This is a genomic window from Barrientosiimonas humi, from assembly GCF_006716095.1.
Lineage (GTDB): Bacteria > Actinomycetota > Actinomycetes > Actinomycetales > Dermatophilaceae > Barrientosiimonas > Barrientosiimonas humi.
In genome coordinates, this window is record NZ_VFOK01000001.1 from 325,592 (window position 1) to 348,273 (window position 22,682).

Here is a 22,682-nt window from a genome sequence, read left to right on the forward strand (position 1 = left end):
AGCAGCCCGGTGGGTGCCGCGCGACGCAGCCTCCCGCCCGTGCTGGAGGCGTCGCCGGCGGGTGCCGCGCCGGTCACCGTTCGCCCGAGGTCGCGGCGACCGCCCGCACCAGCAGGGCGCGGGTCTGACCGATGATCTGGGCGCGGTTGCGCTCGAAGCCCGGCGCGCTCAGCACGTCCCGGTCCTGCGGCAGCCCGTCGAGCACGGGGGTGTGGATGTGCCCGCCCGGCAGGGACGGACGTACGGCGTCGCGCAGCAGGGTGGCGCGGTAGGCGATCTCGTTGGACAGGTAGTTGCCGCCGCCCCCGGCGCGCGCCTTCGAGCCCGGCGTGGGCCCGTCGGGGCGCACCGTGCCCGGGCTCGGCGCGGCCGGGCACGCGGTCGTCACCGGCCCGTCCGGCGTGCTCGCGTCGACCTCGGTGACCTGCGTGTTGTGCGCCACCGGGAACGGCCCGGTGGAGCCGGCCGCCATCTGCGCCATCGGCAGGGTGGCGCTGGTCCACTGCGGCTGCGGCGTCACGGTCGGGATGCCCGCGCGGATCGGCACCCGGCCGCGGTAGCACACGCCCTCGTTGTCGCCGAAGCCCGCGCGCCAGGCGCCGTTGGTCTGCTCCAGGTCGAACCGGCCGGGCCGGCCCTGCGAGGTCGTGGCGAACAGGTCGATCCGGTCCCGCCCGACGTACGTCGGCAGCAGCGTGCGCTCGACCATCCCCTGCTCGAAGTCTCGCCAGCGCACCGGGAACAGCGCGGTCTCGATCCGGGCCGGTCCCGCCGGGGTCTGCACGACGGTCCCGTCGAGCGCCAGGGCGGTCGCGCCGGACGGGTTCCCCTGGCGGATGTCGCGGTCCAGCGTGAACGGGTCGAACCCGGTGAGCACGACGCGCTTGGTCCCGGGCCGGCCCTGCAGCCGGATGTCCTCCTGGCCGCGGCTGACCCGGTCGAGGCGCGCGATCAGGTCGGTGCGCTGGGTCTCGGTGAGCTCGAAGCGCGGCTCCCACTGGCGCAGCGCGGCCACCATCGCGAGCCGGGTCCAGTAGAGCGGGCGGTCGTCGCTGCGGTCGAGGGTGCCCATCTGCACCTGCCCCTGCGCGCGCTGCACGGCGGTGCGCCACAGCCGCTGCGCGCTGGTCTGCACGAGGCGCTCCGCAGCCTTCGCGCTGCCCGCACGGCACAGATTGTCGGTGAAGCCGCTGCGCAGGTCCTCGAAGCCGCCCTCCACCACGAAGCGGCGCGCCTGCGGCTGCTCCAGGAAGGCCTCTTCGTACGGCAGCGCGACCGTCGTGTCGATGCAGCCGGCGCTCGTGGGGCGGGCTGCGGTGGCGGCGGGCGCCGGCGGTGCACCGAGGGCGAGGGCGCTGGCCAGGGCGGTGGCCGCGACGAGCGCGCGGCGTGCGGGCAGGGGCATGAGGGGGCTCCGATCGGCGAGGGGCGGCGCGGGGCCGGCCGAGCGGACCTGGTCCGCCGGGTCGCCCGCGCCGGGCACGAACGGGGGGAGTCTAGGAACGCGCGCTGTCCGCGCGGGGGTTGCGGCGCCGCGGATCCCGCAGATCGTGCGTGGACGTACGAAATGCAGCGGGCGACCCCGGAATCCCGGCGAGGCGCTGCGCAGATCGTGCGTGGACGTACGAAATGCGGCGGGCCACCCCGGAATCCCGGTGAGGCGCTGCTCAGATCGTGCGTGGACGTACGAAATGCGGCGGGCCGGGCCGAGGGCTACCGCGCCCAGGCGTCGATGTCCTCGAGCGCGCCGCGCTGGACGTCCTCGGGCGCGCGCGAGGCGCGCACCGACGAACGGGCCAGGTCGGCGAGCCCCGCGTCGTCGAAGCCCAGCTCGTCGCGGGCGGCGTCGTACTGGTCGACCAGGCGCGAGCCGAACAGCAACGGGTCGTCGGCGCCGAGGGCGACGGTGGCGCCGGCGTCGACCAGGCGCCGCAGCGGGACGTCCTCGAGGCCGGGGTAGACCCCGAGCGCGACGTTGCTCGCGGGGCACACCTCCAGCGCGACCCCCGCGTCGACCACCCGGTCCAGCACCACGTCGGACTCGGCGCTGCGCACGCCGTGCCCGAGCCGGTCGGGGCCGAGGGAGTCCAGCGTCTGGCTGACCGCGGCCGGTCCGAGCAGCTCGCCGGAGTGCGGCACGCTGGCCAGCCCGGCGTCGCGGGCGATCTCGAACGCCTTCGCGAACTCCGGTGTGCTGCCTCGCCGTTCGTCGTTGCTCAGTCCGAACCCGACCACCTCACCGGGCCGGTCGCCGGCGTGCCGGGCCGCCAGCCGCGCGAGCGTGCGGGCGTCGAGCGGGTGCCGGATGCGCGAGGCGGCGACCACCACCCCGACCCCGGTGCCGGTGTCGTCGCTGGCCGAGCGGGCCTCGTCGAGGATGATCTCCAGCGCGGGCGTGATGCCGCCGACCGGCTGGGCGTACGACGTCGGGTCGACCTGCAGCTCGAGCCAGCGCGACCCCTCGGCCGCGTCGTCCTCGGCGGCCTCGCGCACCAGTCGGCGCAGGTCGTCCTCGCCCCGCACGCAGGCCCGCGCGGCGTCGTACAACCGCTGGAAGCGGAACCAGCCGCGCTCGTCGGCCGCCGACAGCTGGGGCGGCCAGTCCGCGAGCAGCGCCTCGGGCAGCCGCAGCCCCCGCTCGCGCGCGAGCTCGCGCAGCGTCTCGATGCGCATCGATCCCGTGAAGTGCAGGTGCAGGTGCGCCTTGGGCAGGTCGCGGGTCGAGCGCCGGGGCTGCGCGGGCTGGCCGGTCACGCCTCGTCGGAGTCCTCGTCGACCACGTGGATCGCGGCCTCCTCGGCGGAGTCGGCCGCGCCGTCGACCCCGACGTCCTCACCGACCAGCTCGGACTCGGCGTCCTCGTGGCTGCCCTCGTCCTCGGCGACCAGACGCCCGGCGCGCTCGTCGCCGACCTCCCCGTCGGACAGGAAGTCGTCCTCGGCGGGGATCGCGTCGGGGTCGTCGCCGCCGACGTTGGTGACGTCGGGGTTGGCCAGCGGGTCGTCGACGGCCAGGTTGGGGTCGGGCTCCTCCTCGGAGAGTCGCTCGTCGAGGCTCTCGCCCTCGAAGACCTCCTCGGCCGTGTCGAACGTGCCCTTGGCGGGCCGGTCGGCGGGGGAGTAGCCCTCGTCGAGGGGGTCGTCGACGCCGCGGTCGTCCAGCGTCTCGTCGGGCTGCAGCTGGCCGAGGTCGTTCAGGCCGTACGCCGTCAGCTCCTCGTCGGATGCCTTGTCGTACTCGCTGTTCGCGGCGTCGTCGCTCATGGTGCCGAACCTACCCGCGCTCGGCCCGCCACCGCCGGGGTGGGCCGCCTCGCGGTGGCCGGGGTCGGCCCGCTCGGTTCGCGTCGTCCCCACCCGGTCGCGTATGCTCGTTCCTCGGGTGGTTGACGACAACCATGATGAGTGCTGTCCGCAGGCCACCCCCGCGCCGCCGGTCCCGCCCCGGCAGCGAAGGGCACTAGCTCAATTGGCAGAGCACCGGTCTCCAAAACCGGGGGTTGGGGGTTCAAGTCCCTCGTGCCCTGCACCGACCTGCTGTCCCGAGCAGCACCGACGAGGAAGAAGTGATCTGCGTGAGCACATCCAGCACCGCGGAAGACCGTGGCGCAGGGCGCAGCGCGCAGCAGAAGCCCAAGGGCAACATCTTCGTCCGGATGGCGCTGTTCGTCCGGCAGGTCATCGACGAGATGCGCAAGGTCGTCTGGCCGACGCGCCAGGAGCTCGCCCAGTACACCGTGGTCGTGCTGATCTTCGTGATCTTCGTGATGCTCTACATCGTCGGGCTCGACGAGCTGTTCAAGCGGTTCGTGAGCTGGGTCTTCGGCGCAGCCGGCTGACCCTGACCCGGCCGACCGCGCCGGTGGGGCCGGCGCGGGCAGCGCACGACCCACAGCACATCCACGCAGCGACAAGGAAGCAGGTCCATGACCGACCAGAGCCCCCAGGAGCAGGAGGCCGGCGTCGTCTCCGACGACACCGAGGCCCTGAGCGAGCCCATCGGGGAGCAGGCCGAGGTCGTCCTCGACGAGCCGCAGTCGCAGCAGGACGCCGACGCCGACACCGAGGCCGAGCTCGACGAGGCCGCCACCGCGGTCGCCGAGGGTGAGGGCGACCTGGCGCCGGTCGAGGACGACGAGACCGAGGTCGTCACCGACGACGCGGACGGCGACGACGCCGAGGAGACCGGCGAGGCCGGCACCGACGACGAGGCCGACGAGCCCGCCGAGGACCCGCGCGAGGCGTTCATGGCCGAGCTGCGCTCGCAGTTCGGCGAGTGGTACGTCATCCACTCCTACGCCGGTTACGAGAAGCGGGTGAAGACCAACCTCGAGAACCGCATCGTCTCCTTGACCATGGAGGACTACATCTTCCAGATCGAGGTCCCGATGGAGGACTTCTCCGAGATCAAGAACGGGCAGAAGAAGACCGGCACCCGCGTGCGGATGCCCGGTTACGTGCTCGTGCGCATGGACCTCACCGACGAGAGCTGGGGCGCGGTGCGCCACACCCCCGGCGTCACCGGCTTCGTGGGCAACGCCCACCAGCCCTCGCCGCTGTCGCTCGACGAGGTCATGACGATGCTCAACCCGACCTTCGAGGAGCCCGAGACCAAGCAGGCCGCGGCGGCCGAGACCGGCGGCGCGGCCCCGCGCACCGGCACCTCCGCCCCGACCACCGAGGTCGACTTCGAGGTCGGCGAGTCCGTCACGGTCATGGAGGGCCCGTTCGAGACGCTGCCCGCCACGATCTCCGAGATCAACACCGACACCCAGAAGCTGAAGGTGCTGGTGTCCATCTTCGGCCGGGAGACCCCGGTCGAGCTGTCGTTCAACCAGGTCGCCAAGATCTGACCGCGCGACACCCCCGTCCGCGACGCGGGCGGGACTGCAACCGGGTCATCGCCCACGGCGTCGGCCCACGAACCGCAAGGAAGTAGAGCATGCCCCCCAAGAAGAAGGTCGCCGGCTTCATCAAGCTGCAGATCCAGGCCGGCCAGGCCACCCCGGCTCCGCCGGTCGGCCCGGCGCTGGGTCAGCACGGCGTCAACATCATGGAGTTCGTCAAGGCGTACAACGCCGCGACGGAGGGCCAGCGCGGCAACGTCGTGCCGGTCGAGATCACGGTCTACGAGGACCGCTCCTTCACCTTCATCACCAAGACGCCCCCGGCCGCCGAGCTGATCAAGAAGGCCGCCGGCGTGAACAAGGGCTCGGGCGAGCCGCACAAGGAGAAGGTCGGCAAGCTGACCAAGGACCAGGTGCGCGAGATCGCCGAGATGAAGATGGCCGACCTGAACGCCAACGACATCGACCAGGCCAGCAAGATCATCGCCGGCACCGCCCGGTCGATGGGCATCACCACCGACTGACGTCGGTGACCACCGTGGTTGGGCCGGCGCTGGCCCGTACAACCACACCTCCCACGAAGAACCAGGGCCGCGCGAGACGCGGCCGAAGGAGAGCACCATGAAGCGCAGCAAGAACTACCGCGCCGCCGAGGAGAAGATCCAGGCGGACAAGCTGTACGCCCCGCTCGAGGCCGTGCGGCTGGCCAAGGAGACGGCGAGCACCAAGTACGACTCCACCGTCGAGGTGGCGTTCCGGCTCGGCGTCGACCCGCGCAAGTCCGACCAGATGGTGCGCGGCACCGTCAACCTGCCCAACGGCACCGGCAAGACGGCCCGCGTGCTGGTCTTCGCCAACGGTGACAAGGCGGCGGCGGCCGAGGCGGCCGGCGCCGACTTCGTCGGCTCCGACGAGCTGCTCGACAAGGTCGCCGGCGGCTGGACCGAGTTCGACGCGGTCGTGGCCACCCCCGACATGATGGGCAAGGTCGGCCGGCTCGGAAAGGTGCTGGGCCCGCGCGGCCTGATGCCGAACCCGAAGACCGGCACCGTCACGATGGACGTGGCCAAGGCCGTGTCCGACATCAAGGGCGGCAAGATCGAGTTCCGCATCGACAAGCACGCCAACCTGCACTTCATCATCGGCAAGGCGAGCTTCGACGAGAAGGCGCTGGTCGAGAACTACGCCGCGGCGCTCGAGGAGATCCTGCGGCTGAAGCCGGCCGCGTCCAAGGGCCGCTACATCACCAAGGCCACGATGAGCACCACGATGGGCCCGGGCATCCCGCTGGACTCCAGCCGGACCAAGAGCCTGCTCAGCGAGGAGGCCGGCGAGTCGGCCTGACCGACCCGTCCGAGCTCGTACGCCAGGCGCCCGTCCCCATCCGGGGGCGGGCGCCCCGCGTTCTCTCAGGTTCGCGGCGCATACTGGCAGCCACTCACGGCCGACCACCGTCGGATCCCGAGACCGAGGAGCCACCATGAGCGCCACCACGAAGCGACTGACCGTCGGCGCCGGCGTCACCCTCGCCGCAGCGCTCGCCGTCAGCGGCTGCCAGTCCAGCCAGCAGGCCACCGACACCTCCGCGGCACAGCCCGCAGCCGCGCCGAGGGCCGGTGCGCAGGTCGACGGCAAGGACCTCGCCGGCAAGCTGCAGTCCGCCTCGCTGGCGGCGAAGTCGGTGCGGGTCTCGCTCACCGGGTTCGGGGAGTCCGCCGCCATCGGTAGCGCCGACCTGGCGTTCGTCTCGCCGCAGCGCACCGACCTGCAGGTCAGCGCCACCGACGCCCCCGGCAAGCAGCTGCGCATGGTCGACGGCACCGTCTATCTGTCCGCGCCCCAGGGCGTGGCGAACGGCGGCAAGCCGTGGGTCTCGGCGTCGCAAGACTCCCAGAACCCCTACGCCAAGGCGGGCGTACAGCTGCTGCAGCAGGCGCTCCAGCAGGCCCCGACCGCGCAGGCCGGCATCGTCGCGCGCAGCAAGGTCACCACCGTCGGCAGCGAGAAGGTCAACGGCGTCGACGCCACCCGATACCGCCTCGCCACCCCGCTCGGCTCGGTCGTCGACCAGCTGGCCAAGGGGCTGCCCGCCTCGGTCCGCGAGGACCCGGAGGCCGGGCGGATGCTCGGCATGGTGCGCCAGATGACCCAGGGCGTCACGGTCACCCAGGACCTGTGGGTCGACGGCGGCAACCGTCCGCTGCGCCTGGAGCTGACCGTGCCCGACCTGCTGCGCAGCATGGGCCAGGGCGCGGGCGGCCAGGGCTCGGACAAGGCCGCGGCCGCTTCGGGCGAGAAGGTGACGCTGACGTACAGCCGGTGGGGTGCGCCGGTGCAGATCGCCGCGCCGCCGGCCGCGCAGACCCAGCCGGTCGAGGACGCCTGGGGCGACCAGCTGCCCCGCAAGGGCGGCAGCCCCGCCTGACCTCGCGGCCCTCGTCCACAGGGCTCGACCCGTTCGAGCGCACCCCCAGGCGATCAGGCCCTACAGTCCTGCTCACCCCCTGACGTCGACACCGGGTCGACGGGGGCTCTGAGGGGATCGAGGGTCATGACCGTTCACCGCTTCCGCCTGCCCGTGTGCGGGGTCGCCGCGCTGCTGGGCGCCACCGTGCTCACCGGCTGCCAGTCCGGCGGCGACGACGCCGCGACCTCGGCCGCGACGCCCAGCGCCGCCACGTCCAGCACCGCACGCGCCGCGAGTCCCGCGGCTCCCGCGGCCACCACCACCGCTCCGGCCGCGGCGACGAGCGCCTCGGCCGCCGCGCCCACGCCGGGCACCGTGGTCGACGGCGCGACGTTCGGCCGGCGCATCGAGCAGGCCACCCGGTCCGCCAAGACGGTGCGGGTCAGCATGCCGGCCCCGGACGACCCCTCCCAGTCGCTCGACGCCGACATGGTCTTCGTCAGCCCGACCCGCACCGACCTGTCGATGGCCTTCCCGGTCGAGAACCCGCAGGACGAAGGCTTCGAGCTGCGGATGGTCGACGGCTCGCTCTACTTCTCCAACCCCGACCCCGAGATCGACGCACAGTGGCTCTCGGCCGACGAGGGCACCCGCAACCCGTTCGCGCAGACGCTGGTCGGGATGATGCAGGAGAGCGCGCGCGTCGCCCCGGCCGGCCAGTCCGCGCTGTACGCCAAGAGCCGCGTGACCGCGGTGGGCCCCGAGCGGGTGGCCGGCACCCAGACCACGCGCTACCGCGTGGCGGTCCCGATGACGGTCGTGCTGGACGGCGTCGAGAAGTCCTACCGCTCCACGGGCGGGCTCGACCCCGAGCTGGAGAAGGAGCTGCCGCGGCTGCGCCAGCAGGCCAAGGGCCAGACCCTGACCCAGGACGTGTGGGTCGACGCGCAGCACCGCCCGGTCCAGGCGGAGGTGGCCACCCCTGACCTCGGCGGACCGAAGACCGAGCCGATGACGATCACCTACAGCCGGTGGGGCAAGCCGGTCACGGTCGAGCGCCCGCCGGCCGACCAGACGCAGTCGGTCGACACCGCGTGGGGCAGCGAGGTGCCGCCCTGGCTGGAGTGACGCGTGCCACCCGTTCGCTTTTTTGGCCTCTGTCCACTTTCGGTTACGGTGTTCTTTGTTACTGATCCGTAGCACCTGGGGGAGCAGAAGTCATGAGCGCTGTGTCGCGCCGCGCCGTCGCGCGGGGAGCCGTCTGGAGCTTGCCGGTCGTGGCGGTGGGAGCAGCCGCTCCGGCCTTCGCCGCGTCGCGGCCGTGCCCGACGATCCCGCCGGGCTCGGACTGGAACACCCGCATCACCGCCGGTCGGCCGTCCTCCATCGGTGGGGGCTACGGCTGGGGCGGCAGCACCTTCTCGGTATTCCGTGACGCGACCACCAGCGGCGGGTTCACGCTCACCTCGAGCACCACCATCTCCGGCCTGATCCCGGGCCAGACCTACACGATGGAGGTGGCGATCGGCTGGAACTACGGCAACAGCAGCGCCTCGAGCAGCACCGCGGCCGGCGCGCGCATCCGGGTCGACGGCACGGAGGTGTTCAGCGGCCAGACCCGCACGGCGGACCTCGGCGGCACCCCCGGGACGCGGACGTACACCGTCACGTTCACCGCCCGCGGCGAGACCGCCAGCCTGGACCTGGAGATCTACGTCCTCGCGCGCACCTTCGGGCGCAGCGCGTCCGACGACGTCTACATCAACATGCCGACGTTCACGAACTGCATCCCGCGCTGAGCCCGGCGGTGCCGATTTGGTCCGCCGGTCGTCTCGGCCGTACGCTGGGACCACCAATGACCGCCGGTCGTCGGCGCACCGAGAGGTGCGACGACCGAAGGTCCCGCCAGGTGCGGGCGACCAGCGCAGGTGAGCAAGGCCCGTGTGCCGGTGGCGACACCGTGCACGCGAGCGGCACGCACCGCGTGCCCTGAGAGCCCCGCGCGCCTGCGCCGGGGCTCGTTCCATGTCCGGGCTCCTTCGTCCGACCGGCCTCGAGCCCGGAAGGAGGACCGCATGCCCAACGCTCAGAAGGACGCGGCGATCGCCGACCTCGCGGAGAAGTTCCGCACGTCGACGGCGGCCGTGCTCACCGAGTACCGCGGACTGTCGGTCGCCCAGCTGACCAAGCTGCGCACCGACCTGCGCGAGCACGCGACCTACTCCGTGGTGAAGAACACGCTCACCCAGCGGGCTGCGCAGGAGGCCGGCGTCACGGCTTTCGACGGCCAGCTGGAGGGCCCGACCGCGATCGCCTTCATCACCGGTGACCCGGTCGAGGCGGCCAAGGGCCTGCGCGACTTCGCCAAGGAGAACCCCCTTCTCGTCATCAAGAGCGGTGTGCTGGACGGCAACCCGCTCACCGGCGACGAGATCAACAAGCTCGCGAACCTCGAGTCGCGCGAGACCCTGCTCGCCAAGCTGGCCGGCGCCATGAACGCCCAGCTCAGCCAGGCGGTCTACCTGTTCGCCGCTCCGCTGTCGCAGACCGCTCGGGTCGTCGACGCGCTGCGCGCGAAGGTGGAGACCGAGGGTCCCGTCACCGACGAGCAGGCCCCCGCGAACGAGCCCGAGGCCGCTGCGGCCGAGGGCAGCACCGACGTCGCCGAGGGTGGCGACGAGGGCTGATCCGCACCCCGCGGACCACCCAGCCAGAACCCACGCCACTCACGGCACCGAGCGGCCCCGGCCGCCCGGATCAGACAGAAAGGACGCCATCATGGCGAAGCTCAGCAACGACGAGCTCCTTGAGGCCTTCAAGGAGATGACCCTGATCGAGCTCTCGGAGTTCGTGAAGCAGTTCGAGGACACCTTCAACGTCACCGCCGCGGCCCCGGTTGCCGTCGCGGGTGCCGCCCCCGCCGCTGGCGGCGGCGACGCCGGTGCTGCCGAGGAGCAGGACGAGTTCGACGTCATCCTCGCCGCTGCCGGTGACAAGAAGATCCAGGTCATCAAGGAGGTCCGCGCGCTGACCTCCCTCGGCCTGAAGGAGGCCAAGGACCTCGTGGACGGCGCCCCCAAGCCCGTCCTGGAGAAGGTCGACAAGGCTGCTGCCGAGAAGGCCAAGGAGCAGCTCGAGGGCGCCGGCGCCACCGTCGAGCTCAAGTGAGCCTGATCTCCTAGATCACGCCGAACGGCGCGTGACCCCCACGTCGGGGTCACGCGCCGTTCGCGTTCCTGCGGGCTCTCGTGAGGCGGCTCGCGGGACGGGCGGGTCAGGCCGTCGTGGGCGCGACGGGCGCGACCACGCCGTCCTCCTCCGGCTCCAGCTCGCCGCGCAGCGAGCGCAGCGCGCGATGGGTGTTGCTGCGCACGGCGCCGGTCGACATCCGCAGGGCCTCGGCCGTCTCGGTCACCGACAGCTCCTCGAGGTATCTCAGCACCACGACCGCCCGCTGCCGCGGCGGCAGCCGGGTCACGAGCCGCACCAGGTGGTCGCGCGTCCACGCGGCGTCGAGGTCGACGACCACGGCCTCCTCGTGGTCGCGCACCGCGGCGTCCGACACGACCTCCCGGCTGGCCGCGCGCCGACGGCCGGTCAGGAACTGGTTGACCATCATGGTGCGCAGGTAGGCCCCGACCGACCGGCTCGCGACGACCCGCTCCCACCGGTGGATGGCCTGCGCGAAGGTCTCCTGCAGCAGGTCCTCGGCGTCCTGGCGGTGGCCGGTGAGCGACCAGGCGAGCGCGCTCAGCCGCCCGCCGTACGTCCTCAGCAGCTCCTCGAGGTCACGGTCCGTCGGCGTCGCGCGGCTCATGACGCGCCGCCGACCTTGCCGGCCGTCACGCTGCTCAGCCGGGTCGCGACGTCCCGCGCCGTGGCCGCCGCGGCGGGGTCGGGCGCCAGCGGCTCGTCGTAGCTGGCCCGCGGGTCGTCCCAGGCGATCTCGGCCGCGGTGCTGACGACGTACGTCCCGACCCGGACGACGGCGGTGGCCGCCGAGCGGTGCCGTCGCGGGTCCTCGCGCGCGACGTAGAGGAAGTGGGTCGCCGGGTCGGTGCCCGCCCAGCTCGCGCGAGGCATCTCGGCGCTGCCGGGCGTGGCCGCGCCGGGCTGCGCCCCGCTCTGCGGCGCGGAGATCTGCCCGGTGTAGGCCAGGATCGCCCGCTGCGCCTGCTGCTCGCTCGGGAAGACGTTGACGACGACGTACGCCCCGTCCAGCTCGCCGGCGCGCTCGCGGGTGACCAGCCGGAACGTGGTGGCCGTCGGCACCCCGTCGCCGGTGAGCGGGCACGTCTCCAGCGTGCCGACGGCGACCCCGCCGGTCATGCACACGCCCTGCGCGAGGTTGCCCCCGCGGAACCCGGCCCGGGGCGGCGCGCCCGTCGACCAGCCCTGCGGGAGCTCGGAGGCGACGGGGAGCAGCTCGGGAGAGATGACCTCGCGGCCGACCGGCACCGGCTCGGCCGACGGGTCCTTCATCGTGGTCTCGTCGCTGCCGGGCACCGCGCGGCCCTGGGTGGGCGGGAAGCCCGAGCGGCGCTGCAGGTCGGCGGTCGCGAGGGCCGCGCGGGTGGCGATCCGTTCGGCGAGCGGCTGGTTCTCGGCATAGCCGGCGGCGGTCACGAGCACGTCGCCGACGCGCACCACCGCGAGGGCCGCACCCGGGCCGATGCCCTGCGCCTGCGGGTCGGTGTCGTTGCCCTGACGGGGGCCGGCCGGCGGGTTCAGCTCGTGCGGCTGCAGCCGCCACAGCTGGTGCGTCGCCGCGTCCTGCCCGGCCCACGGCCGGGACTCCGGGGTCTGCGGCCAGCGGCAGTAGCCGGTGTTGTCGCGCAGCTGCTGCAGGGCGGCGGCGCCCTTGCCGGTGGTGAACCCGAGCACCATCGCGCGCAGCTGGCGCGGGCTGCTGGTCGACTCGGTGAACGACATCGCGATCGGCTGCAGCGCCTGCTGGGCGCCCGGTGCCTGGCAGTTCATGCCCATCGCCGGCACGTCGCCGCTGGCCTGGGTGCCCGTCGCGCTCAGCCGCACGCCGTCGTAGTCGCCCGGCGCGAACTCCTCGGGGAAGACGTACCGCTGCTGCTGCAGGAGCCGCTGTCGGTATCCCTCGATCGCGGCCCGGTCGCCCTGGCTGACCGGGTCGTTCGGGATCGACGGCGCCGTCGCGACCCCGGTCACCTGCGAGTCCAGGCGCAACGGGGCGCCGCCGCCCGCGAGCAGCACGCTCGCGGCGAGCGCCGCGGCGGCTGCACCCACCCCGGCCGTGCTCCAGGCGCGACGACGGCGCTGCAGCCGGCCGGCCCGGCGCCGGGCGCCGGCGATGACGGCCGACGCGGGCGGCTGCGACGGCTCGAGCCGGTCGTACGCCTGCAGCAGCGCCCGTTCGAGGTCGTCCTGCGGTGCCTGCTGGCTCACTCTGGTCATGGTGCCCTCCCGGGGTCGTGGTGACCTGCCCTTCGTAGGAGGAGACGAGGTGAACCCGCCGGGCGTCACGCCAGAGGTGCCGCCGGGGCCCGCTCAGCCGCCTGCGGCGAGCCGGTCGTCCGGCGAGCGCTCCTGCTCGGCGAGGCCGCGCAGGGTCTCGTACGCCCGGTGCGTCGTCGAGCGCACCGCGCCGGGCGACATCGACAGGGCCTGGGCGATCTGCTCGGTGGAGAAGTCCTCGAGGTAGCGCAGCACCAGCACGGCGCGCTGCCGCTCGGGCAACCGGGCCACCCGGTGCAGCAGGCCCTGCTCCTGCTCGGTGCCCTCGAGCGCGGTCACGGGCGACACGCGCGCGGCGACGACCGCGTCCGACACCACCTCGCGCGCGCTCGCCCGGCGCCGACCGGACAGGAAGAGGTTGGCCATCATGCTGCTGACGTAGGCCCCCTGGTGGCGGCTGCTGCGCACCCTCGACCACTTGCGCACGACCTGCACCAAGGTCTCTTGCACGAGGTCCTCGGCGTCCTGGCGGTGGCCGGTGAGCGACCAGGCCAGCGCGTTGAGCCGCGGACCGACCACGGCGACGAACGCGCGCAGCTCCTCCTCGCCGGGGCCGGCGCCGATCACGACTGCCGCCCGTGGTTGGCCGCCGTGGTCTCGGCGACCTGCCGGGCCAGCGCCGGCGCGCTCTGCGAGCTGTCCGTCACCTGCACGTGCACGCTGATGAGGAACCGCCCGTCCCGGATCAGGGCGATGGCCTGCTCGATCCTGCCGGCCCGCCGGGGCTCGCTGGCCGCGAACAGCGAGCTGGTGGCGGAGTCGGCGCCCGGCCACGGCCGACGCTCGGCGCCCGGGATGCGCGGCAGGTCGGCGCCGTCCGGGCCGGTGTAGGCCGAGGCGGCCCGCGCGGCGTCCTGCTCGCTGGGGAACGCGTTGATGACCACCGACCCGTACCCAGCACTGCCGGTCGCCCGGTCCAGCAGCGCGAGCCGGCTCGTCGTCGGCACCCCCGGCCCGTCGGCGGGGCAGCTCACCGTCTCGCGGGTCCCGACCTCGCACGGCGATCCGGCCGGCGCCCCACCGGGGAAGGCCGTGGAGGTCGTCGGGTAGCGCCACCCGGCTGGCAGCTGCTCCGCCCGCGGCATGCTGGCCTCGGGGACAGCGGCAGCACCGGGCGCAGGGGTGGTGCCCGGTGCAGGTCTCCCTCGCGTGGGGCCGAAGCCGGAGCGTCGCTGCGCCTCCGCCGTGGCCCGCGCCGCGCCGGTCGCCATGGCCTCTGCCTCGGACTGCGTCGGGGCATAACCGGCGGCCATCACGAGCACGTCGCCCACCCGGACCGCCGCGAGCGCGGCGCCCGGTCCGATCCCCGGGCCGCTGCCGTAGGGTCCGCCGAGCCGGTGCGGCCCCAGCCGCCACAACCGATGGGTCGCCGAATCTGCTCCGGCCCAGACGACGGGAATGCGCACACCCGACCAGCGGCAGCGTCCGGTGTTGTCGATCAGCTGCCGGAACGCCTCGGCGCCCGTCCCGGTGGCGTAGCCGCTCAGCGACGCGCGCAGCTCGCGAGGCCCCGTGCGGACCTGCTGCACGCTGGCGGCGACCGGGCCGGCAGCCGAGCCGTCCTGGCAGTCCAGCCCCCACGCGGGGACCTCCCCGAGTCCCTGCTTCCCGCGGGCGGCCAGGGTGAGGCGGCCGAAGCGACCGGGCGCGAACTCGGTGTCGAAGGCGTACTCCTGCAGGCCTTGGATGCGCGTGCGTTCGGTGGTCGAGAGCCCGGTCGCCGCCGCGGTCGGGGACGCGGGCGCGGTGGCCGGGCGGCTCGCCGGGACCACGGCCGGCTCGCCGGGAGTGCCGGCGGTGACGACCAGCGCGGCGGCCGCAGCGGCTGCCACGAGACCGGCTGCGCCGCCGGTGGCCCACCGGGTCCGGCGCCGACGGCGGGCCACCTCGGCGAGGGCGCCGTCGATCCACCGCTCGGCCGGCGGCAGGGGAGAGCGGACGCGGTCGTACGCCTGCTGCAGCTGCTGCGCCAGCGCGTCGTCCGGGCGGTCGAGGTCGCCGGTCCCGCGCGGGGGACTGCTCATGGCGTTCATCGTGGCCCTCCTGAGGGTGGTCCGTCGGGTTCTCCCTCCAGACGCGGTGGGCCGGCGCGGATGTCACGGCGCGTCCGCGGATGTCACGACACGCCGCGCGCCTCTTGACCGGTGACCCCGCGGCGGGCCACCATCGTCGGCAACAACGCGGATCGTCAGGCCGCCCGAGACCAGCACAGGGCCGGGCTGGAGGCGGTTCGCGACAGACGGCACGGGGCCTGCGGAGGCCCACTAGACATGCTGCCCTCCCTTCGGTATGCTGTCGCTTTGCGCTGCCCTGTGCTCACCCTCTCTCGCCATCACTGACGATGTTCGGCGCTCTTCGTGCTGCGTCCGTTGAGAACCACGTCGATGGCTGGTCCGGGAAGCCGGGCGGTGCTGCCCGCCGCTCAGTAAGGCTCTGGAAGGACCCCTTCGTTGGCTGCCTCGCGTACTGCGACTCAGACTCTGTCCTCGGCAAAGACGGCTTCTGGTCGTCTGTCCTTCGCGAAGATTCGCGAACCCCTCGAGATCCCTGACCTGCTCGCCCTCCAGACGGAGAGCTTCGACTGGCTGCTCGGCAACGAGCGCTGGCAGGAGCGCGTCGCCGCCGCCAACTCCGGTGGCAAGGTCACGGTTCCCGAGCGTTCCGGTCTGGAGGAGATCTTCGAGGAGATCTCCCCGATCGAGGACTTCTCCGGCTCGATGTCCCTCTCGTTCCGCGACCACCGGTTCGAGGACATCAAGTACTCCATCGAGGAGTGCAAGGAGAAGGACATGACCTACTCCGCTCCGCTGTTCGTCACGGCGGAGTTCATGAACAACAACACCGGTGAGATCAAGAGCCAGACGGTCTTCATGGGCGACTTCCCGCTCATGACCGACCGCGGCACCTTCGTGATCAACGGCACCGAGCGCGTCGTCGTCTCGCAGCTGGTCCGCAGCCCCGGGGTCTACTTCGAGCGGTCGGTCGACAAGACCTCCGACAAGGACGTCTACACCGCCAAGGTCATCCCGAGCCGCGGCGCGTGGCTGGAGTTCGAGATCGACAAGCGCGACATCGTCGGCGTGCGCGTCGACCGCAAGCGCAAGCAGTCGGTCACCGTGCTGCTGAAGGCCCTGGGCTGGACCGAGGCGCAGATCCTGGAGGAGTTCGGCGACTTCGAGTCGATGCGCCAGACCCTCGAGAAGGACCACACCGCCGGCCAGGACGAGGCCCTGCTCGACATCTACCGCAAGCTGCGCCCGGGCGAGCCGCCGACCAAGGAGGCCGCCCAGACGCTGCTGGACAACCTCTACTTCAACGGCAAGCGGTACGACCTGGCCAAGGTCGGTCGCTACAAGATCAACAAGAAGCTCGGCCTCGAGGAGCCGCTGTCGGAGTCGACGCTGTCGGTCGACGACATCGTCGCCACGATCCGCTACCTCGTCGAGCTGCACGCCGGCAACGAGACGATGCCGGGCCGTCGTGACGGCGAGGACGTCGAGGTGCGCGTCGAGGTCGACGACATCGACCACTTCGGCAACCGTCGCCTGCGCAGCGTCGGCGAGCTCATCCAGAACCAGGTCCGCACGGGCCTGTCGCGGATGGAGCGCGTCGTGCGCGAGCGGATGACCACCCAGGACGTCGAGGCCATCACGCCGCAGACCCTGATCAACATCCGGCCGGTCGTCGCCTCCATCAAGGAGTTCTTCGGCACCAGCCAGCTGTCGCAGTTCATGGACCAGAACAACCCCCTCGCGGGGCTGACGCACAAGCGTCGCCTCAACGCGCTGGGCCCGGGTGGTCTGTCCCGTGACCGCGCCGGCATGGAGGTCCGTGACGTCCACCCGAGCCACTACGGCCGCATGTGCCCGATCGAGACCCCCGAGGGTCCCAACATCGGTCTGATCGGCTCGCTGGCGTCGTACGGCCGGATCAACCCGTTCGGGTTCGTCGAGACTCCCTACCGCAAGGTCGTCAAGGGCAAGGTGACCGACGAGGTCGTCTACCTGTCCGCCGACGAGGAGGACGAGCACGTCATCGCCCAGGCGAACGCGCCGCTCACCGACGACCAGCACTTCGCCGAGGAGCGGGTCCTGGTCCGCACCAAGGGCGGCGAGGCGACCGACGTCCCCGCCGACGAGGTCGACTACATGGACGTCTCCGCGCGCCAGATGGTGTCGGCGGCGACCGCGCTGATCCCGTTCCTGGAGCACGACGACGCCAGCCGCGCGCTCATGGGCGCCAACATGCAGCGTCAGGCCGTGCCGCTGGTGCGCTCGGCCTCGCCGCTGGTCGGCACCGGCATCGAGTACCGCGCGGCGCTGGACTCCGGTGACGTCGTGCGGGCCGACAAGGCCGGCGTCGTCGAGGAGATCTCGGCCGACCTGGTGACGGTGGCTGCCGACGACGGCACCCGCCAGACCTACCGCATCGCCAAGTTCACCCGCTCCAACCAGGGCACCTGCTACAACCAGCGGGTCGTGGTGAACGAGGGCGACCGCCTCGAGGTGGGCGCCGTCATCGCCGACGGTCCCGCGACCGACGGTGGCGAGATGGCGCTCGGGCAGAACCTGCTCGTGGCGTTCATGCCGTGGGAGGGCCACAACTACGAGGACGCGATCATCCTGTCGCAGCGCCTCGTGCAGGACGACGTGCTGTCCTCGATCCACATCGAGGAGCACGAGATCGACGCCCGCGACACCAAGCTGGGCCCTGAGGAGATCACCCGGGACATCCCGAACGTCTCCGAGGAGGTCCTGGCCGACCTCGACGAGCGCGGCATCATCCGCATCGGCGCGGAGGTGCGCGACGGCGACCTGCTGGTCGGCAAGGTCACGCCCAAGGGCGAGACCGAGCTGACCCCGGAGGAGCGCCTGCTGCGCGCCATCTTCGGCGAGAAGGCCCGCGAGGTGCGCGACACCTCGATGAAGGTGCCGCACGGCGAGACCGGCACGGTCATCGGCGTCAAGGTGTTCGACCGCGAGGACGACGACGAGCTGCCGCCCGGCGTCAACCAGCTGGTGCGTGTCTACGTCGCCAACAAGCGCAAGATCACCGACGGCGACAAGCTCGCCGGCCGCCACGGCAACAAGGGCGTCATCGCCAAGATCCTGCCCGTGGAGGACATGCCGTTCCTCGAGGACGGCACGCCGGTCGACATCGTGCTGAACCCGCTCGGTGTTCCCTCCCGCATGAACCCCGGCCAGGTGCTCGAGCTGCACATGGGCTGGGCGGCCTCGCGCGGCTGGGACATCGAGGGCACCCCCGACTGGGCCGCGCGCATCCCGCAGGACGCGCGCACGGCCGAGCCGAACACCCGCATCGCGAGCCCCGTCTTCGACGGCGCCCGCGAGGAGGAGATCCGCGGTCTGCTCGACTCGACCACGCCGACCCGTGACGGTCAGCGCCTGGTCGACAACACGGGCAAGGCGCGGCTGTTCGACGGGCGTTCCGGCGAGCCGTTCCCGGACCCGGTCGCGGTCGGCTACATGTACATCCTCAAGCTCCACCACCTGGTCGACGACAAGATCCACGCTCGCTCGACCGGCCCGTACTCGATGATCACGCAGCAGCCGCTGGGCGGTAAGGCCCAGTTCGGTGGCCAGCGGTTCGGCGAGATGGAGGTGTGGGCGCTCGAGGCCTACGGCGCCGCCTACGCGCTGCAGGAGCTGCTGACGATCAAGTCCGACGACGTCACCGGCCGGGTGAAGGTCTACGAGGCGATCGTGAAGGGCGAGAACATCCCCGAGCCGGGGATCCCCGAGTCCTTCAAGGTGCTCATCAAGGAGATGCAGTCGCTCTGCCTGAACGTCGAGGTGCTCAGCTCCGACGGTCAGACGATCGACCTGCGCGACTCCGACCAGGAGGTCTTCCGCGCCGCGGAAGAGCTCGGCATCGACCTGTCTCGGCGCGAGCCGAGCAGCGTCGAAGAGGTCTGATCTCGAGCCCGGGCGCCGCGGCGACGCGGCGCCCGGGATGAGGTCGACAACGCGAATATCACTGACACTCAACTGATTTCAGACTTCTAGAACCACGAAAGAAGGACAGCGAACGTGCTGGACGTCAACTTCTTCGACGAGCTTCGGATCGGCCTGGCCACCGCCGACGACATCCGTCAGTGGAGCCACGGCGAGGTCAAGAAGCCGGAGACCATCAACTACCGCACCCTCAAGCCCGAGAAGGACGGCCTCTTCTGCGAGAAGATCTTCGGCCCCACCCGGGACTGGGAGTGCTACTGCGGCAAGTACAAGCGGGTCCGCTTCAAGGGCATCATCTGTGAGCGCTGCGGCGTCGAGGTGACCCGGTCCAACGTGCGCCGTGAGCGCATGGGCCACATCGAGCTCGCCGCCCCGGTCACCCACATCTGGTACTTCAAGGGTGTCCCGAGCCGGCTCGGCTACCTGCTCGACCTGGCGCCGAAGGACCTCGAGAAGGTCATCTACTTCGCGGCCTACATGATCACCTCGGTCGACGAGGAGCAGCGGCACGCCGACCTGCCCTCGCTCGAGGCGCAGATCGAGGTCGAGAAGAAGGAGATCGAGAACCGTCGCGACGGTGACGTGAACACCCGCGCGAGCAAGCTCGAGGCCGACCTCGCCGAGCTCGAGAAGGAAGGCGCCAAGGCCGACGCGCGCCGCAAGGTGCGCGAGTCCGCCGAGCGCGAGATGAACCAGATCCGCAAGCGCGCCGACCAGCAGGTCGAGCGGCTCGAGCAGGTCTGGGACCGCTTCAAGAACCTCAAGGTCCAGGACCTCGAGGGCGACGAGGTGCTCTACCGCGAGATGCGCGACCGGTTCGGTCTGTACTTCGAGGGCGGGATGGGCGCCGCGGCGCTGCAGAAGCGTCTCGAGACCTTCGACCTGGACGCCGAGTCGGAGTCGCTGCGCGAGATCATCGCGACCGGCAAGGGTCAGAAGAAGACCCGCGCCCTGAAGCGGCTCAAGGTCGTCACCGCCTTCCAGCAGACCAAGAACAGCCCCACGGGCATGGTCCTGGACTGCGTGCCGGTCATCCCGCCGGACCTGCGCCCGATGGTGCAGCTCGACGGTGGCCGCTTCGCGACCTCCGACCTCAATGACCTCTACCGCCGGGTCATCAACCGCAACAACCGTCTGAAGCGACTGCTGGACCTCGGGGCTCCCGAGATCATCGTGAACAACGAGAAGCGGATGCTGCAGGAGTCGGTCGACGCGCTGTTCGACAACGGCCGGCGCGGTCGTCCGGTCACCGGCCCCGGCAACCGGGCGCTGAAGTCGCTGTCCGACATGCTCAAGGGCAAGCAGGGCCGCTTCCGGCAGAACCTGCTCGGCAAGCGCGTCGACTACTCCGGCCGTAGCGTCATCGTGGTCGGCCCGCAGCTGAAGCTGCACCAGTGCGGTCTGCCCAAGCAGATGGCCCTGGAGCTGTTCAAGCCGTTCGTGATGAAGCGTCTGGTCGACCTCGACCACGCGCAGAACATCAAGTCGGCCAAGCGCATGGTCGAGCGCGCGCGTCCGGTCGTGTGGGACGTCCTCGAAGAGGTCATCACCGAGCACCCGGTGCTGCTCAACCGTGCGCCCACGCTGCACCGCCTCGGCATCCAGGCCTTCGAGCCGCAGCTGGTCGAGGGCAAGGCCGTCCAGATCCACCCGCTCGTCTGCTCGGCGTTCAACGCCGACTTCGACGGTGACCAGATGGCCGTGCACGTGCCGCTGTCGGCGGAGGCCCAGGCCGAGGCCCGCATCCTGATGCTGTCCTCGAACAACATCCTCAAGCCGTCCGACGGCCGTCCGGTGACCATGCCGACCCAGGACATGATCATGGGTCTGTTCCACCTGACGTCCGAGGTCGAGGAGGGGCAGACGGGTCGAGCCTTCTCGTCCGTCGCCGAGGCGCGGATGGCGTACGACGCCGGCGAGATCCAGCTCGGCACGCCGATCAAGGTGCGCATCGACGACTTCGTGCCGTCGGTCGACGCTCCGCTGCCCGAGGGTGCCCAGCTGGGCGAGGACGGCCGCGCCGTCAGCGCCCTGGTGGAGACCACCCTGGGTCGCGCGCTGTTCAACGACACGCTCCCGGAGGACTACGCCTTCGTGAACGTGCCCGTCGACAAGAAGGGTCTGTCGGCGATCGTCAACGACCTCGCCGAGCGCTACAGCAAGGTGCAGGTCGCGGCGTCGCTGGACGCGCTCAAGGAGGCCGGTTTCTACTGGGCCACCCGCTCGGGCACGACCGTGTCCATCGCCGACGTCGTCATGCCGGACAAGACCGAGATCCTGGCCGGCTACGAGACCAAGGCGGCCAAGGTCCAGCAGCAGTTCGACCGCGGTCTGATCACCGACGACGAGCGCCGTCAGGAGCTCATCGAGATCTGGACCCAGGCGGCCAACGACGTCTCCAAGGCGATGGAGGAGAACTTCCCCAAGAAGAACCCCATCTACCGGATGGTCTCCTCGGGTGCGCGTGGTAACTGGTTCCAGCTGCGCCAGCTGGCCGGCATGCGTGGCCTCATGGCCAACCCGAAGGGCGAGATCATCCCGCGCCCGATCAAGGCGAACTTCCGTGAGGGCCTGTCCGTGCTGGAGTTCTTCATCTCCACGCACGGCACCCGCAAGGGTCTGGCCGACACCGCTCTGCGGACGGCCGACTCGGGTTACCTCACGCGTCGTCTGGTCGACGTGTCGCAGGACGTCATCATCCGTGAGGACGACTGCGGCACCGAGCGCGGCCTGACGCTGCCGATCGCGCAGCGCAACGCCGACGGCGAGCTCGTCGAGCACGAGGACGTCGAGACCTCGGTCTACGCGCGGACGCTCGCCTCCGACGTGGAGGTGGACGGGGAGGTGCTGGCCGCGGCCGGTGCCGACCTGGGCGACGTCAACCTGGACAAGCTGGTCGCCGCGGGCGTCGAGGAGGTCAAGGTCCGTTCGGTCCTGACCTGCGAGTCGCGCGTCGGCACCTGCGCCAAGTGCTACGGCCGCAGCCTGGCCACCGGCAAGCTGGTCGACATCGGTGAGGCCGTCGGCATCATCGCGGCCCAGTCGATCGGTGAGCCCGGCACGCAGCTGACCATGCGCACCTTCCACACCGGTGGTGCCGCGGGTGACGACATCACCCAGGGTCTGCCGCGTGTGGTCGAGCTGTTCGAGGCCCGCACGCCCAAGGGTGTGGCGCCGATCGCCGAGGCCAGCGGCCGGGTGCAGATCGAGGAGACCGACAAGGCTCGTCGCATCCTGCTCACCCCGGACGACGGCTCCGAGGAGCACGCCTACCCGGTCAGCAAGCGCGCGCGCATGCTGATCGAGGACGGTCAGCACGTCGAGGTCGGCACGCTGCTGGTGCAGGGTGCGATCGACCCGAAGCAGGTGCTGCGCATCCTCGGCCCGCGCGCGGTGCAGAAGCACCTCGTCGACGAGGTGCAGAGCGTCTACCGCCAGCAGGGTGTGTCGATCCACGACAAGCACATCGAGGTCATCGTGCGGCAGATGCTGCGCCGCGTGACGATCATCGAGGCCGGCGACACCGAGCTGCTGCCCGGTGAGCTCGCGGAGCGTTCGCGCTTCGAGGACGAGTCGCGCCGCGCGGTCGCCGAGGGCGGCCGGCCGGCGTCGGGTCGCCCCGACCTGCTCGGGATCACCAAGGCGTCGCTCGCCACCGACTCGTGGCTCTCGGCCGCCTCCTTCCAGGAGACGACCCGGGTGCTCACCGAGGCGGCGATGCACGCCAAGAGCGACCCGCTGCTGGGCCTGAAGGAGAACGTCATCCTCGGAAAGCTCATCCCGGCGGGCACCGGCCTGACGCGTTACCGCAACGTCACGGTCGAGCCCACCGAGGAGGCCAAGGCGGCGCTGTACGCCCTGCCCGACTACCAGGCCTACGACTACCCGGTCTTCGGCCCGGGCAGCGGCGAGGCCGTGCGGCTGGACGACGCGAGCCTCGGGTTCTCCGACGGCTGACGAAGCGCGT

General features: G+C 71.7%; 18 protein-coding genes and 1 tRNA gene. 12 read left to right on the forward strand and 7 right to left on the reverse strand.

The genetic code is table 11. The features are described 5' to 3' along the window. Nucleotides 1-73: 73 nt before the first annotated feature. The 3 genes from FB554_RS01555 to FB554_RS01565 form a co-directional block, all read right to left on the reverse strand. Nucleotides 74-1,405 (reverse strand): pyroglutamyl peptidase, encoded by a 1,332-nt coding sequence (locus FB554_RS01555; protein WP_170206745.1) that lies wholly within the window; start codon nt 1,403-1,405, stop codon nt 74-76. A 308-nt stretch (nt 1,406-1,713) separates the two neighbouring features. Next, the gene (locus FB554_RS01560; protein ID WP_142004325.1) at nt 1,714-2,754 is read right to left on the reverse strand and encodes an adenosine deaminase; all 1,041 of its coding nucleotides are present in this window, start codon (nt 2,752-2,754) and stop codon (nt 1,714-1,716) included. After that, nucleotides 2,751-3,263, reverse strand: coding sequence for a DUF5709 domain-containing protein (locus FB554_RS01565; protein WP_142004326.1), 513 nt, complete (start codon nt 3,261-3,263; stop codon nt 2,751-2,753). Before FB554_RS01565 ends, FB554_RS01560 begins: the two co-directional genes overlap by 4 nt. Nucleotides 3,264-3,453: 190 nt before the next feature. Here FB554_RS01565 and FB554_RS01570 point away from each other — a divergent pair. The 10 genes from FB554_RS01570 to rplL all read left to right on the forward strand — a co-directional run bounded on the left by FB554_RS01570 (nt 3,454) and on the right by rplL (nt 10,421). Then, nucleotides 3,454-3,526: transfer RNA gene (locus FB554_RS01570), tRNA-Trp, on the forward strand. Nucleotides 3,527-3,574: 48 nt separating this feature from the next. Continuing rightward, on the forward strand, nt 3,575-3,838 hold the full coding sequence (gene secE, locus FB554_RS01575) for a preprotein translocase subunit SecE (RefSeq protein WP_142004327.1): 264 nt from the start codon (nt 3,575-3,577) through the stop codon (nt 3,836-3,838). Nucleotides 3,839-3,925: 87 nt separating this feature from the next. Next, nucleotides 3,926-4,852 (forward strand): transcription termination/antitermination protein NusG, encoded by a 927-nt coding sequence (gene nusG, locus FB554_RS01580; protein WP_142004328.1) that lies wholly within the window; start codon nt 3,926-3,928, stop codon nt 4,850-4,852. 89 nt (nt 4,853-4,941) lie between these two features. After that, entirely contained in the window at nt 4,942-5,370 is a 429-nt protein-coding gene (gene rplK / locus FB554_RS01585; RefSeq protein ID WP_142004329.1) for a 50S ribosomal protein L11, read from the forward strand. A 97-nt stretch (nt 5,371-5,467) separates the two neighbouring features. Next, nucleotides 5,468-6,190, forward strand: a complete 723-nt coding sequence (gene rplA, locus FB554_RS01590; RefSeq protein WP_142004330.1) for a 50S ribosomal protein L1 — start codon at nt 5,468-5,470, stop codon at nt 6,188-6,190. Nucleotides 6,191-6,326: 136 nt separating this feature from the next. Then, nucleotides 6,327-7,271 carry an SCO4651 family lipoprotein gene (locus tag FB554_RS01595; RefSeq protein ID WP_142004331.1) on the forward strand — a complete coding sequence of 315 codons (945 nt, stop codon included), beginning with the start codon at nt 6,327-6,329 and terminating at the stop codon, nt 7,269-7,271. A gap of 126 nt (nt 7,272-7,397) precedes the next feature. Next, entirely contained in the window at nt 7,398-8,381 is a 984-nt protein-coding gene (locus tag FB554_RS01600; protein ID WP_142004332.1) for an SCO4651 family lipoprotein, read from the forward strand. 92 nt (nt 8,382-8,473) lie between these two features. Further along, nucleotides 8,474-9,052 carry a hypothetical protein gene (locus FB554_RS01605; protein WP_142004333.1) on the forward strand — a complete coding sequence of 193 codons (579 nt, stop codon included), beginning with the start codon at nt 8,474-8,476 and terminating at the stop codon, nt 9,050-9,052. Between the two features lie 276 nt (nt 9,053-9,328). Then, entirely contained in the window at nt 9,329-9,940 is a 612-nt protein-coding gene (gene rplJ, locus FB554_RS01610; protein WP_142004334.1) for a 50S ribosomal protein L10, read from the forward strand. Between the two features lie 91 nt (nt 9,941-10,031). Next, entirely contained in the window at nt 10,032-10,421 is a 390-nt protein-coding gene (gene rplL, locus FB554_RS01615) for a 50S ribosomal protein L7/L12 (RefSeq protein ID WP_142004335.1), read from the forward strand. A 106-nt stretch (nt 10,422-10,527) separates the two neighbouring features. Here the strand turns inward: rplL and FB554_RS01620 are convergent, their stop codons facing one another. The 4 genes from FB554_RS01620 to FB554_RS01630 all read right to left on the reverse strand — a co-directional run bounded on the left by FB554_RS01620 (nt 10,528) and on the right by FB554_RS01630 (nt 14,764). Further along, nucleotides 10,528-11,070 carry an RNA polymerase sigma factor gene (locus FB554_RS01620; protein WP_142004336.1) on the reverse strand — a complete coding sequence of 181 codons (543 nt, stop codon included), beginning with the start codon at nt 11,068-11,070 and terminating at the stop codon, nt 10,528-10,530. Continuing rightward, complete coding sequence (locus FB554_RS01625) at nt 11,067-12,671, reverse strand: hypothetical protein (RefSeq protein ID WP_170206746.1); 1,605 nt, start codon at nt 12,669-12,671, stop codon at nt 11,067-11,069. Before FB554_RS01625 ends, FB554_RS01620 begins: the two co-directional genes overlap by 4 nt. A 102-nt stretch (nt 12,672-12,773) precedes the next feature. After that, nucleotides 12,774-13,307 carry a SigE family RNA polymerase sigma factor gene (locus FB554_RS17010; protein ID WP_170206747.1) on the reverse strand — a complete coding sequence of 178 codons (534 nt, stop codon included), beginning with the start codon at nt 13,305-13,307 and terminating at the stop codon, nt 12,774-12,776. Then, nucleotides 13,304-14,764, reverse strand: coding sequence for a hypothetical protein (locus tag FB554_RS01630; protein WP_170206722.1), 1,461 nt, complete (start codon nt 14,762-14,764; stop codon nt 13,304-13,306). The genes FB554_RS17010 and FB554_RS01630 overlap by 4 nt, the downstream gene beginning before the upstream one ends. A gap of 426 nt (nt 14,765-15,190) precedes the next feature. Here FB554_RS01630 and rpoB point away from each other — a divergent pair, with 426 nt between their 5' ends. Further along, nucleotides 15,191-18,676 carry a DNA-directed RNA polymerase subunit beta gene (gene rpoB / locus FB554_RS01635; RefSeq protein ID WP_142004338.1) on the forward strand — a complete coding sequence of 1,162 codons (3,486 nt, stop codon included), beginning with the start codon at nt 15,191-15,193 and terminating at the stop codon, nt 18,674-18,676. 114 nt (nt 18,677-18,790) lie between these two features. After that, nucleotides 18,791-22,672, forward strand: coding sequence for a DNA-directed RNA polymerase subunit beta' (locus tag FB554_RS01640; RefSeq protein WP_142004339.1), 3,882 nt, complete (start codon nt 18,791-18,793; stop codon nt 22,670-22,672). Nucleotides 22,673-22,682 lie beyond the last annotated feature (10 nt).

What these genes read in the sequence shown, in the direction of transcription:
- FB554_RS01555 (WP_170206745.1), bottom strand. Translation starts at nt 1,405, where the DNA reads ATGCCCCTGCCCGCACGCCGCGCGCTCGTCGCGGCCACCGCCCTGGCC.
- FB554_RS01565 (WP_142004326.1), bottom strand. Translation starts at nt 3,263, where the DNA reads ATGAGCGACGACGCCGCGAACAGCGAGTACGACAAGGCATCCGACGAG.
- nusG (WP_142004328.1), top strand. Translation starts at nt 3,926, where the DNA reads ATGACCGACCAGAGCCCCCAGGAGCAGGAGGCCGGCGTCGTCTCCGAC.
- rplK (WP_142004329.1), top strand. Translation starts at nt 4,942, where the DNA reads ATGCCCCCCAAGAAGAAGGTCGCCGGCTTCATCAAGCTGCAGATCCAG.
- rplA (WP_142004330.1), top strand. Translation starts at nt 5,468, where the DNA reads ATGAAGCGCAGCAAGAACTACCGCGCCGCCGAGGAGAAGATCCAGGCG.
- FB554_RS01595 (WP_142004331.1), top strand. Translation starts at nt 6,327, where the DNA reads ATGAGCGCCACCACGAAGCGACTGACCGTCGGCGCCGGCGTCACCCTC.
- FB554_RS01600 (WP_142004332.1), top strand. Translation starts at nt 7,398, where the DNA reads ATGACCGTTCACCGCTTCCGCCTGCCCGTGTGCGGGGTCGCCGCGCTG.
- FB554_RS01605 (WP_142004333.1), top strand. Translation starts at nt 8,474, where the DNA reads ATGAGCGCTGTGTCGCGCCGCGCCGTCGCGCGGGGAGCCGTCTGGAGC.
- rplJ (WP_142004334.1), top strand. Translation starts at nt 9,329, where the DNA reads ATGCCCAACGCTCAGAAGGACGCGGCGATCGCCGACCTCGCGGAGAAG.
- rplL (WP_142004335.1), top strand. Translation starts at nt 10,032, where the DNA reads ATGGCGAAGCTCAGCAACGACGAGCTCCTTGAGGCCTTCAAGGAGATG.
- FB554_RS01620 (WP_142004336.1), bottom strand. Translation starts at nt 11,070, where the DNA reads ATGAGCCGCGCGACGCCGACGGACCGTGACCTCGAGGAGCTGCTGAGG.
- FB554_RS01630 (WP_170206722.1), bottom strand. Translation starts at nt 14,764, where the DNA reads ATGAGCAGTCCCCCGCGCGGGACCGGCGACCTCGACCGCCCGGACGAC.